Here is an 11565-nt window from a genome sequence, read left to right as displayed (position 1 = left end):
CATGACCCAGCCCGTGATGACCCGTCCGGTGGCGCGCTTCGGACATTTCGTCGCCTTCTCCACCCACGCCCTTTCCGGTACGCCCTTGGCCCTGCGCCGGTACCGCCGGGAGTTCCTCCGGCTGGTCTCCGACATCACCTGGGGCAACGGTTCGATCGTGGTGGGCGGCGGCACCGCCGGGGTGATCCTGGTCCTCGGCATCACCACGGGTGCCCTGATCGCGGTCGAAGGATACGACTTCCTGAATCTGCTCGGACTCGGCCCGGCGACCGGGATCATCTCGTCGCTGGTCACCACCCGCGAGCTGGCCCCGATCATGGCGGCCCTGGCGTTCGCGGTTCAGGCGGGCTGCCGGTTCACCACCCAGATCGGTTCGATGCGGATCTCCGAGGAGATCGATGCGATGAATTCGCTTGCCATCAGGCCGATTCCATACCTCATCACGACGCGCCTGCTGGCCTCGGTGGTCGCGATCATCCCCCTGTACGCGGCGTGCCTGGGCATCTGCTACCTGTCCTGTCAGATCATGGTGGGCGTCATCAGCGGCGGATCGCTCGGCCCCTACCTGCACTACTTCACGTTGCTGATCAGCGGCCCCGACATCGTCTACTCCATGGTGAAGGCCGTCGTGTTCGTCTGGATCGCGGCGACGGTGCAGTGTTACTACGGCTTCTGCGCGGGTGGCGGTCCGGAGGGGGTCGGTATCGCGGCGGGGCACGCCATGCGGGCCAGTATCACCGTGGTGATCATCGTCAACATGCTGTTGACCATGGCGCTCTGGAGCGTGAATTCCGGTGCAAGGCTGGGTGGTTGACGGTGTCGAGCATGGTCGACCTGGACGGGAACCACCTCACCGGCAGACAGCTGATCCGGCGTGGCACGGTGGCATTGGTCGTGGTGGGTGTGGTGGCCTCGGTGCTGCTGGTCAAATCGGCCGGGCTGTTCGACCGCAGCCTGCACGTAGTGGCCGAACTGCGCAACATCGGCGACGGCCTGCCGGCCCGCTCCGATGTGAAGTTCCGCGGGGTACTGGTGGGCGCGGTGGAAAGCGTCACGCCGGGCACCGGCGAGCAGCCGAGTCAGGTGCACATCCGGTTGGAACGCTCCTATGCGCAGGGCATTCCGGCCGGCGTGGCGGCACGCGTGGTACCCAGCAACGCCTTCGCGGTGTCGTCGGTGCAACTCGTCGAGTCCCCCGACGGCGCGACCGGTGCGATCCGCGACGGTGTCCGGATCCCCGAGGACACGGCGCTGCCGACGGTGTTGTTCCAGACCACCCTCACCAAACTGCGGGACATCCTCGCGGCAGCGGGCCGAGGGCGTGACGACCACACCGTCGGTGTGCTCGCCGCCGTCGCGGCGGCCACCAACAACCGGCGCGGGCAACTGCTGACATCAGCGGCCGAACTCAACCGGCTCATCGATGAGCTGAATGCCGTCGTCGCGACCGATGAAGGACCGTCGACGATTTCGGCGTTGTCGGAAGCCGCGCGCGGGCTGTCTCAGACCGCGCCCGACCTCGTCTCGGCGTTGCACGAGGCGGTCGGACCGATGCGGACCCTCGTCGAGCAACGCCGAAGCCTCGAGGATTTCCTGGCGGCAGCCGCACACACCACGGGTACCAGCGCACAGTCACTGGACAATCAGACCGACCGGCTGGTCCACATCACTACCGACCTGACCCCGGTGCTGGGCGTGCTGGCCCAGAACGCCCAGCATTTCGTGCCGATCAGCCAGCGGATGACCAGGTTCTCCGACACCTTCTTCGCCGAGGTGTGGGACTCCGAACTCGATACCGCCCGCGGCCGGGTGAATCTCTCGTTCACGCCCTCGTTCACCTACACCCGCGCCGACTGCCCGCGATACGGAGCACTGGTCGGGCCGAGTTGCTTCACCGCACCCGAGGTACCCGTTCGGGCGGAGCTCCCCGAAGTCCTGCTGCCGCAGAACTATCAGCCGCCGCCGGATCTGGCGCCACCGCCGGGTACGGCCATCGGGGAGAACGGCAACCTGATCGCGGTAGGGCCACCGCTGTTGGCCCCCGCCTCGTTCGGCGGCACCGTCGGCCCGGTCGGCAGCGGCCAGGAGCGCGACCGGCTGGGCGAGATCGTCGGAGAGCCCGCGACGGTGGCCACGCAACTGCTTCTGGGGCCCGTCGCACGCGGGACGGTCGTCACGCGAACGCCGCTGCCCACACCCGAACCCAAGTAGGAGACCAACGATGTCCAGATCTGCTCTGGCGGCCGACTCGATCCGGCGCCGCGGCCCGCTGCTCGGGCTGTGCCTGTTCCTGGTGGTGGCCACCGTGTTGACCTGGCTGGTCTATGTCACGCTGCGGCGCGATGTCAGCGGCCCGACCGCGTCATACTCGGCGGTGTTCACCGACGTCTTCGGACTACGTGAGGGCGACGACGTGCGGGTGGCCGGAGTCCGGGTTGGCCGCGTCCAGGCGATCGAATTGCAGGGCACCCTGGCCAAGGTGTCGTTCATCGTGCAGGACGGCCACCACCTCACCAGCGGCACCGTCGCGTCGGTCAACTACCAGAACATCGTCGGACAGCGATATCTCGCGTTGGACCGCGGTCGGGCAGGACCGGCCACCGAGCTTCCGGTCGGGGCGGTGATCGGGGTCGACCGCACCGAGCCGTCCTTCGACATCGGCACTCTGCTCAACGGTTACGAACCGTTGTTCGCCGTCCTGGACCCCGAGCAGGTGAACAACCTCACCAACGCCGTGGTCGGATCGCTGCAGGGCGACACCGCCGCCATCACCCAGTTGGTCGACCAGACATCGGTTCTCACCGAGACCTTCGTGGGTCAGGACCGAACGCTCGACCGGGTCATCACCGGGCTGGACGGCGTGGTGGGCAACCTGTCCGGCCAGAACGACAACTTCGAGCGCACGATCACGGCCGCCCGAAACACCGTGGTGGCCTTCGACAATCGCCGTGAGCCGCTGGTGTCGTCTCTGGGCACGATGACGGCCGTGGCGGGCAATCTGTCCCGGATCGCGCAGGATGTGCAACCGACGATCCGCGACATGCTCAACCGCGAGCCCGGCTACACCCGCCACATGCTCGACATCGAACCGCAGATCGCCTACACGGGTCTCAACACACCGCTGCTGTTGAAGGGATTGTCGCGGGTGTTCGGAGAAGGCGCCTACATGAACGCCTACGCGTGTGACGTCAACGCCTACGGGTTCTTCCCCGGGCTCAACGACGTCGTGCCGATCATCGTCGATGCCGCGACGCCCGGTGGTACCGCCAAGCACACCCCCAAGTGCAGGAGCATGGCCAATGGCTGACCAGGTTTCCAGGAAGGCCTGGCTCGGACTTCTGGCCGTACTCACGGTGGGCGGGCTGATCGCAGCGATGCTGCTCGTCAAGGAGGCCGGCATCGGGTATCACCGCTACACAGCCGAATTCGTCCAGGCGGCTGCCTTGCGCGCCGACGACGTCGTGGCGGTCGCGGGCATCCCGGTGGGAACGGTCACCGCTGTTCGCCTCGCCGGGGACCACGTCGAGGCCGACATCCTGGTGCGCGACGACGTGCCGGTGGGCCGCGACACCCGTGCCGCGATCAAGGTCACCACGTTGTTCGGTTCTCGTTATCTCGACCTGCGGCCGGGCGGCGACGGAGTGCCTGACGACCGCACCATCGACGTGGCCCACACCGAGGTTCCCTACGATCTGCAAGCCGCCCTTGCGGATTCGACCCGAACCTTCGAGCAGGTCGACGCCGACCGGATCGCTGCTTCGCTCGACGTGCTGAGCCGGCAACTGGACGGGCTGCCCGCGGTGGTACCCCAGGCGATGGACAACGTGCGCGCGCTCTCGTCGGTGATCGCGCAGCGTCGCGGCCAGCTGGGCAATCTGTTGGTCAACACCGAGCACGTCACCAGCATGCTGCGGCGCCAGCAGTCCGAGATCGGCAACTTCATCCGCCAGGGACAGGAACTCGTGGGTGAATTCGTCGCACGGTCGGCCGCCTTTCATGCGCTGATGCAGTCCCTGCGGTCGGTGGTGGGCTCCCTGCACACCATCGCGGTGCACGACCGGGCCGCGCTCGACGACGTGCTCGCCACCATGGAGCAGCTGAGCGGCAAGTTCGCCGAGCAGGATGCGTTGTTCCGGAATCTCCTGCAGATCGCGCCTGTCCCGATCCGTCAGATCGCGAACGCCACCGGGTTCGGCAATGCGATCGAGACCAACGCCCCGGCAGGCGCCCTGATCGATTCCTGGATGTGCGCGATCAGCGGGCGAGCCGAGCAGTTCGGGATGATCCCTTATCTGAAGGGCTGCAAATGATCGGCCGGCACAAGCGCCTGATGATCGCTGCGGCGCTGATCGCCGTGTTGGCAGTGGTCGCCGGGCTGGGCAGGTCCCTGCTCACCCATCGCGACCGCAGCATCACCGTCACCGCCCAGTTCGACAGTGCGGCAGGGCTGTACGTCGGAAATGTGGTGGCAGTACTGGGCGTCCCGGTCGGTCAGGTCACCCAGGTGACGCCGAATGGCAGCTATGCCGAGGTCGACTTCACCGTCGACGAGACGGTCGCGATACCGGCGGACGTCGAGGCGGTGACGCTGTCCACCTCGATCCTGACCGACCGCCAGATCGAGCTGTCACCGCCGTACCGAGGGGGACCGACGCTGCGCAACGGCGACACCATCGGTCTGCACCGCACCAAGACCCCGGTCGAGTTCGACCGGGTCCTCGGGATGCTGGACAAGCTGGCGACGTCTCTGCGCGGTGACGGGGCCGGGGGCGGTCCGGTGGCCGACCTGCAGAACTCGGGCGACGGTGTGGTCTCCGGGCACGGTGAGCAGATCAGGGGCGCCCTCGACGAACTGTCGCGTGCACTGCGGTTGAGTTCTGACGGCGGTGCTCGCACCCGCCAACAGGTGACCACGATCATCACCAACCTCGGATCGCTACTGGACGCAGCCGCCGGCAACGACGCGAAACTGCGCGAATTCGGGTCCACGGTGCGCCAACTCAGCCAGATCCTGGCCGCCGAGGACTTCGGGTCGGGGACCACCGGCAGGCAACTCAACGAGGTGGTGGAGAAGACCGGGCAGATCCTGTCGGCGAACCGGGATCTGATCAAGCAGGGCATCGCCAACGGCGACACCAGCATGCGGACCCTGAACGACCGCCAGCGTGAGCTCGCGGAGTTCTTCGACGTGCTTCCGCTGATGGCCGACAACCTCTACAACGCGATCGATCAACGCAACGGTGCCATCCGCGCGCATTTCCTGGCCGATCGCATGGTGTTCGACGGCCAGATGGCCAAGGAGGTCTGCAACATGATGGGTCTGCGCCAACTCGGCTGCAGCACCGGCACCCTGCAGGACTACGGCCCCGACTTCGGGCTGACCAACATGCTCGACGGTCTCGCGGCGATGGGCCAGAAATGACTGCGGCACAAGCGAAACTGCGCCGGTTACTGGGACTGTTGTCGGCGGTACTGCTGACCGCGGGATGCGCCACGAACGGTCTGGCGGACCTGCCGTTGCCCGCGCCGGGGCTCGGATCGGGTGGCTACCGGCTCACGGCGGTGTTCGCCAATGCGCTCAATCTTCCCGAGCATGCCAAGGTCAAGCTCGGCGGGGCCGACATCGGTCAGGTCGAGGACATGACCGCCCGCGATTTCACCGCGGTCACCACGCTGCGCATCAGTGACGACGTCCGACTGCCGGTGGGCAGTACGGCCGAACTCCGTTCGGCCACACCGCTGGGTGATGTGTTCGTCTCGATCGTTCCGTCCCGCACCGGCGAGGCGGGGATGCCTTCACTGCGAGACGGTGACAGCATCGGCCTCGACTCCACCACGGCGGCGGCGACGGTCGAGTCGGTGCTGAGTTCGGCGGCGATCCTGGTCAACGGCGGCGCCGTCCACAACCTGACCAACATCGTCAACGGCATGGGTAGGGCGGCCGGGCCAGACGGCCGCGCCTTCGGTGACCTGGTGGCCAAATCGAACCGGCTGCTGGGCACGGTGAATGCGCGGTCGGCACAGATCGATTCCGCGATGACCGAGACCACCCGACTGGCCGAGCTGTTGGCGTCAAAGAACCAAGAGGTCAGTGAACTGCTGCAGGCCGCCGCGCCGGCCACCGAGACACTGGCCGACAACACCGGCCGGGTGACCGACCTCGTTCTCACGCTCGGCGACATCTCGCAGAACCTGGCCAAGTTCCCGTCCATCGCCGGAACGGATTCCAGCGGCCGCAGCGTGATCGCGGATGCAGACACCATCGCCCGCGCGTTCAACGACGTCGTCGTGGACCCGCAGACCAGCCTGGCCTCGCTGAACCGGCTGTACGCCCCTTTCATCAAGATGACGGCGGGAACGTCGATGGCAGGGGCGGCCGGGATCGACCGGCTCGTGCTCGGATCGATTCCCGATGCCGGGTTCTCGGGGGACCCCGGGCTGCACGGTCCCAAACGGGCCGATTGGCATCAGCTCGTCGGGTCGATCAAGTTCGTGCTCTGGCGCCTGCAGGAACGGGTCGTCGGCAGAGGGCCGCAGCCGTGAGCGGCTCCCCGCGCAGTGCCTGGGTCGCGCTGGCCGCGTTGGCGCTCACCCTGGTCATCTCGGTCGCCTACCTGATGGTCGGCGTGCTGCACGTGCGGCCACTTTCGGCGACCTACCGCGTGACGGTTCAGCTGTCGGAATCCGGTGGGCTGCTGCCCAATCAGGATGTGACGATGCGCGGGGTGCGGGTGGGCAAGGTCGAGGAGCTCGCCTTCACACCTCGTGGTGTCGAGGCAGTCCTGAGAGTGTCGGACGACGTGCGTATTCCGGCGTCGAGTTCGGTCCGGGTGTCGGCCTTGTCGGCGGCCGGCGAACAGTACGTCGACTTCTCGGCGGCCTCCGACGGCGGCCCGTATCTGGCCGACGGCGACGTGATCGCCCGCGACCGTACGGCTGTACCGGTCCCGATGGCCGAGTTGCTGGCCCATGCGGACGGGGTTCTGGCGCAGGTGGATCCGCAGAAGCTGGAGCGGGTCAAGGAGGAACTGAGCCTGACTGACGCCGGGCCGCAGAAGCTTTCCGCGATCGTCGACGGCGGGACATTCCTGCTGTCCACGCTGGATTCGGTGCTACCCGAGACGGTGGGCATCATCCGCAACAGCCGGATCGTGTTGTCCTCGGCGGTGGATGTGAACGAGGGAATCGCCGCCACGGCAACCAATCTGCGCCACACGCTGACAGGCGTGGCGGGGATGCAGGAGGGTTACCGCACGTTGCTCGGCCGGTCCCCGGCGACGCTGGGCGCGATCGACAACCTGTTCACCGACAATTCGGAGACCATGGTGCAGTTGCTGGGAAATCTTGCCACCGTCGCGCAGCTGTCCTATGTCCGGGTGCCGGCGCTCGACGCGCTCTTCCCCGACTACCGGGGTTCGGCGCTGGAGGCCTTCATCAGCACGATGCACGAACACGGACTATGGGTGACCGCCGACATCTATCCGCGGTACGCCTGCGATTACGGCACGACCCGCAGGCCGCCCTCGGCCGCCGACTATCCCGAACCGTTCCTGTACACCTACTGCCACGACGACGATCCGAGCCTGCTGGTTCGCGGTGCGCGCAATGCTCCGCGGCCGGCCGGCGACGACACCGCGGGCCCTCCGGCCGGGGCGGACCTGGCCACCACGGCCGATCCGACGCCGCCGGGCCGCTACACCATTCCGACTCCCTACGGCGGACCCACGCTGCCCATCGAGCCGCCCCGCTGATCGTCCGAGTGCACCGACCGGCTCGGCGCGGGGGCCGCCGGCCACCACTCGGCGATGACGACGATCAACCGCAGGAATCGGACGAAGCATGTCATCGCGACGTTTTTCAGCAGGTCGCGGATACGGGAAAACCGGGACATGTGGAAATGGTAATCATTACCAATAGTGACAGGGTGGCCAGGCTAGGCGAAAGGCCTCAGCTGGATCCCTTCGGCCGCCAAGCGTTTCCGCACAGCGGTGGCGATCTGCACTGCCCCCGGTGAATCCCCGTGCACACACACCGATTCCACGGTGACGGGAACCGCCGACCCGTCGACCGCGAACACTCGTCCCGTCGTCACCATTGTGGCGACGCGGTCGGCGATCGCCGCCGGATCGTGGAGTACGGCGCCGGGTTCGCGCCGGGACACCAGCGTGCCGTCGGGTTGGTAGGCCCGGTCGGCGAAGGCCTCGGCCACCGTTCGCAGACCGAGCTGCCGGGCCTCCTCGAAGAACACCGAACCGGACAGGCCCAGCACCGGCAGGCCGGCGTCCACGGCCGCCACTGCAGCCGCCACTGCGGCGGCCTGCGCACGGTGGCTGACGATCGTGTTGTACAACGCGCCATGGGGTTTCACGTAGCGCACGGTCGTTCCCGCGGCATGGGCGAGGGCTTGCAGGGCGCCGATCTGGTAGATCACCTCGGCAGTCAGATCCTCGTGGTTGACATCGATGAAGCGCCTGCCGAAACCGGCCAGGTCTCGGTAGCTGACCTGGGCGCCGACCCGGACTCCGAGCTCGGACGCCGCGCGGCAGGTGCGCAGCAGCAGCGCCGGGTCGCCGGCGTGAAAGCCGCAGGCGACGTTGGCGCTGGTGACCAGCCTCAACATGGCCTCGTCGTCCCCGAGTGTCCAGGCGCCGAAGCTTTCGCCCAGATCGGCATTGAGGTCGACGGATGCAGCCACCCGATCAGCCTAAGGCGCGGCCTCGGACGGCCAGCCGTTCTCCGAGACGAATTCGGGCAGCGGACGCCCGACGGTCCAGTGTTCGATCTCCAGCACCGGCCGGTCGGGGAACTCCGGCACCGGGCCCAGGCACAGGATCGCCACCGGCTCGGCGTCGTCGGGCATGCCCATCAGTTGAGCCAGGGGCACCGGTTCGAAGATCGACACCCAGCCCATGCCGAGTCCCTCGGCGCGCGCGGCCAGCCACATGTTCTGGATTGCGCACGACACTGACGCCAGGTCCATCTGGGGCAGCGTGCGGCGGCCGAAGATGTGCCGGTCGCGGTGCTCGCCGAGGGCGACGACGAACAGCTCGGCGCAGTCGAGGATGCCCTCGACCTTGAGCGCCAGGAACTCGTCGCCGCGGGTGCCCAGCGCGTCGGCCGTGTTGACGCGTTCCTCGTCGACCAGCGCGTGGATCTTGGCGCGCAGCGCGACATCGGTGATCCGGATGAATCGCCATGGCTGCATCAGGCCGACGCTCGGTGCGGCGTGGGCGGCGTGCAGAAGCCGGCCGAGAACCTCGGGTGCCACTGTGCTGCCCGGGACGAACCGGCGCATGTCGCGACGTTCGGCGATGGCCCGGTAGACGGCGCGGCGCTCGTCGGGGCTGAAGGCATGCTCGGACACGGGTCGAGCTTATGTGGACCGCAAGCCGCTCAGTGCACGTGTGTGACGTTCCAGGCCGGCAGCGGATCGGCATACCGTGCCCACGCCTGGTCACCTTCGGCGAGTTCGTCGTCGGTCAGCAGGGCTGCGCGCAGCAGCGCGTCGAGTGCCGGGCGGTCGATGCGGATCCCGATGAACACGATCTCCTGGCCGGGCTGGATCTCGGTGGACGACCAGAACTGGGCCGGCTCGATCACGAGGTTCGGGCCGGCCTGTGACCAGATCGCCGCGATCGACGCTCGGCTGGCGATCCAGCAGAAACCCTTGCTGCGCAACAGGCCCCGCACCTGTTCGAGTACGTCGGCAAGCCGTTGGGGATGAAACGGACGATCGGCCCGGAACGTCATCGAGCCGATTCCGTACTCCTCGGTCTCGGGTGTGTGGCCTTCGGCGATCTCCTCGTCCCAGCCCGGAGTCTGCGCCGCGGCGACCGGATCGAACAAGCCTGTGTCGAGGACCTCACCGAGATCGACCACGCCGTGCGTGGTGTGCAGGAGCCGCGCGTGCGGGTTGAGTTTGCGGACCACCGCCTCGACCGCGCCGACCCGTTCGGCGCTGACCAGATCGGTCTTGTTGAGCAGGATGACATCGGCGAACTCGACCTGGTCGACCAGCAGATCCGCCACGTTGCGGCCGTCGCCCGGGCCCGCGGTCAACTTGCGCTCGGCCAGGGCGTCGCCGCGAACCACCTCGGTCAGGAAGGTGGCCGCGTCCACGACGGTCACCAGCGTGTCCAGCCGGGCCAGGTCGCCGAGCCGGAAACCGTTCTCGAACTCCCAGTCGAAGGTGGCGGCCACCGGCATGGGTTCGGAGATACCGGTCGATTCGATCACCAGCTGGTCGAAGCGGCCCTGCGAGGCCAGCGTCCCGACCGCCTCCACCAGATCCTCGCGCAGCGTGCAGCAGATGCAGCCGTTGGTCAGCTCGACGAGCTTTTCCTCGGTGCGGTCCAGATGGCCCTGCCCGGCGATGAGCGCGGCATCGATGTTGACTTCGCTCATGTCGTTGACGATCACGGCGACTCGCCTGCCGTCGCGGTTGGCCAGGATGTGGTTGAGCAGTGTGGTCTTGCCTGCGCCGAGGAAGCCGGACAGGACGGTGACGGGGAGGCGGTCGGCCATCTGACTCCTTATTGAAAATGATTTTCAGTAAGCTATCATCTGGATGTGCGTCGCATAATGCAAACGGTTATCGTTATCGCCGTGCTGTCCCGTCTGAACCTGCGTCTTCCGGTCGCCGCCGTGCTGTTGGCCGCGCCGTTCACCTTGGTCGCCTGCAGCGCGGGGGAGACCAACGACGCCGAACCCGCCGGAGACTGCCCGACGACGCCCGTCAACGTCGTCGTCAGCGTCGACCAGTGGGGCGACATCGTGTCCGAGCTCGGCGGGGATTGCGCGAAGGTGACCACGGTGGTGGCCGGATCGTCGGTGGATCCGCACGACTTCGAGCCCGCGCCCGCGGATGCGGCGAAATTCCAGGGCGCGCAGTTGGTCGTCGTCAACGGCGGGCACTACGACGAGTGGGCCACCAAGCTGGCGCAGAGCACTGCGCCGGATGCCGTCGTGGTCACCGCAGCCGGGGACCACGATCACGGCGGCGACCAGGCCGACGATCAAGCCCACGAGCACTCCGCGAACCCGCACGCCTGGTACAACCCGGCCGCGGTGACCGGCCTCGCCGACACTGTGACCGACGAGCTGAGCCAGTTGGCGCCGCAGGCCAAGGAGTACTTCGCGCAGCGTCGTGCCGAGTTCACCACCGCCATGCAGCCTTACCAACAGCTGATCACCGACATCAAGACCAAGGCGCCCGGTAAGCGGTACGCCGCCACCGAAGCGGTGTTCGACGACCTGGCGACCGCGGCCGGCCTGGTCGATCAGACCCCGGCGGGCTACCAGGCCGCCTCGTCCAACGGGACCGATCCGTCACCGGCCGACCTCGACGCCTTCCTGCGGCTGCTGGGCGACCGCGGCGTCGACGTCCTGATCTACAACACCCAGACCGAGGGCTCGCTGCCCCAGCAGATCCGCGCCGCGGCCGACAGTGCCGGAGTTCCGGTTGTCGATGTCACCGAAACCGTGCCGCCCGGAGCCGATTCGTTCGAGGCGTGGCAGGTGGACCAGCTGACCGCGCTCGCTGAAGCCCTCGGCATCCAGGGCTAG

General features: G+C 67.5%; 12 protein-coding genes. 8 read left to right on the top strand and 4 right to left on the bottom strand.

What is annotated here, in order from left to right:
* Position 1 precedes the first annotated feature (1 nt).
* Genes A5740_RS26910 through A5740_RS26880 form a run of 7 tightly spaced genes read left to right on the top strand, consistent with a single transcriptional unit; the run spans position 2 to position 7751 of the window.
* Entirely contained in the window at positions 2 to 814 is an 813-nt protein-coding gene (locus A5740_RS26910) for an ABC transporter permease (RefSeq protein WP_076199294.1), read from the top strand.
* Between the two features lie 11 nt (positions 815 to 825).
* Positions 826 to 2211, top strand: coding sequence for an MlaD family protein (locus tag A5740_RS26905; RefSeq protein ID WP_083654469.1), 1386 nt, complete (start codon positions 826 to 828; stop codon positions 2209 to 2211).
* A 10-nt stretch (positions 2212 to 2221) separates the two neighbouring features.
* Positions 2222 to 3307, top strand: coding sequence for an MlaD family protein (locus A5740_RS26900; RefSeq protein WP_139335371.1), 1086 nt, complete (start codon positions 2222 to 2224; stop codon positions 3305 to 3307).
* Positions 3300 to 4310: an MlaD family protein gene (locus A5740_RS26895; protein ID WP_076199290.1), complete on the top strand. Its 1011-nt coding sequence runs from the start codon at positions 3300 to 3302 to the stop codon at positions 4308 to 4310. The genes A5740_RS26900 and A5740_RS26895 overlap by 8 nt, the downstream gene beginning before the upstream one ends.
* Positions 4307 to 5422: an MCE family protein gene (locus A5740_RS26890; protein ID WP_076199288.1), complete on the top strand. Its 1116-nt coding sequence runs from the start codon at positions 4307 to 4309 to the stop codon at positions 5420 to 5422. The genes A5740_RS26895 and A5740_RS26890 overlap by 4 nt, the downstream gene beginning before the upstream one ends.
* Entirely contained in the window at positions 5419 to 6543 is a 1125-nt protein-coding gene (locus A5740_RS26885) for an MlaD family protein (protein ID WP_076199286.1), read from the top strand. The genes A5740_RS26890 and A5740_RS26885 overlap by 4 nt, the downstream gene beginning before the upstream one ends.
* Positions 6540 to 7751: an MlaD family protein gene (locus A5740_RS26880; protein WP_076199284.1), complete on the top strand. Its 1212-nt coding sequence runs from the start codon at positions 6540 to 6542 to the stop codon at positions 7749 to 7751. Before A5740_RS26885 ends, A5740_RS26880 begins: the two co-directional genes overlap by 4 nt.
* Here the strand turns inward: A5740_RS26880 and A5740_RS26875 are convergent.
* The 4 genes from A5740_RS26875 to A5740_RS26860 are packed head-to-tail and all read right to left on the bottom strand — an operon-like array spanning position 7712 to position 10524.
* On the bottom strand, positions 7712 to 7891 hold the full coding sequence (locus A5740_RS26875; RefSeq protein WP_076199282.1) for a hypothetical protein: 180 nt from the start codon (positions 7889 to 7891) through the stop codon (positions 7712 to 7714). The genes A5740_RS26880 and A5740_RS26875 overlap by 40 nt on opposite strands.
* Positions 7892 to 7933: 42 nt before the next feature.
* A complete protein-coding gene (locus A5740_RS26870; RefSeq protein ID WP_076199280.1) occupies positions 7934 to 8695 on the bottom strand; it encodes a LamB/YcsF family protein in 762 nt (253 codons plus the stop codon).
* Between the two features lie 9 nt (positions 8696 to 8704).
* Entirely contained in the window at positions 8705 to 9364 is a 660-nt protein-coding gene (bluB, locus tag A5740_RS26865; RefSeq protein ID WP_076199278.1) for a 5,6-dimethylbenzimidazole synthase, read from the bottom strand.
* Between the two features lie 29 nt (positions 9365 to 9393).
* Positions 9394 to 10524: a GTP-binding protein gene (locus A5740_RS26860; RefSeq protein ID WP_076199276.1), complete on the bottom strand. Its 1131-nt coding sequence runs from the start codon at positions 10522 to 10524 to the stop codon at positions 9394 to 9396.
* 57 nt (positions 10525 to 10581) lie between these two features.
* Here A5740_RS26860 and A5740_RS26855 point away from each other — a divergent pair, with 57 nt between their 5' ends.
* Positions 10582 to 11565 carry a metal ABC transporter solute-binding protein, Zn/Mn family gene (locus tag A5740_RS26855; protein WP_076199274.1) on the top strand — a complete coding sequence of 328 codons (984 nt, stop codon included), beginning with the start codon at positions 10582 to 10584 and terminating at the stop codon, positions 11563 to 11565.

Source organism: Mycobacterium sp. GA-1841 (assembly GCF_001954135.1).
In the GTDB taxonomy this organism is placed as follows: Bacteria; Actinomycetota; Actinomycetes; order Mycobacteriales; family Mycobacteriaceae; genus Mycobacterium.
This window is presented reverse-complemented; position numbering and strand designations above follow the sequence as displayed.

Coding starts and splice junctions, on each gene's coding strand:
- A5740_RS26885 (WP_076199286.1), top strand. CDS start 5,419: ATGACTGCGGCACAAGCGAAACTGCGCCGGTTACTGGGACTGTTGTCG.
- A5740_RS26910 (WP_076199294.1), top strand. CDS start 2: ATGACCCAGCCCGTGATGACCCGTCCGGTGGCGCGCTTCGGACATTTC.
- A5740_RS26890 (WP_076199288.1), top strand. CDS start 4,307: ATGATCGGCCGGCACAAGCGCCTGATGATCGCTGCGGCGCTGATCGCC.
- A5740_RS26875 (WP_076199282.1), bottom strand. CDS start 7,891: ATGTCCCGGTTTTCCCGTATCCGCGACCTGCTGAAAAACGTCGCGATG.
- A5740_RS26895 (WP_076199290.1), top strand. CDS start 3,300: ATGGCTGACCAGGTTTCCAGGAAGGCCTGGCTCGGACTTCTGGCCGTA.
- A5740_RS26855 (WP_076199274.1), top strand. CDS start 10,582: ATGCAAACGGTTATCGTTATCGCCGTGCTGTCCCGTCTGAACCTGCGT.
- A5740_RS26860 (WP_076199276.1), bottom strand. CDS start 10,524: ATGGCCGACCGCCTCCCCGTCACCGTCCTGTCCGGCTTCCTCGGCGCA.
- A5740_RS26900 (WP_139335371.1), top strand. CDS start 2,222: ATGTCCAGATCTGCTCTGGCGGCCGACTCGATCCGGCGCCGCGGCCCG.
- A5740_RS26905 (WP_083654469.1), top strand. CDS start 826: ATGGTCGACCTGGACGGGAACCACCTCACCGGCAGACAGCTGATCCGG.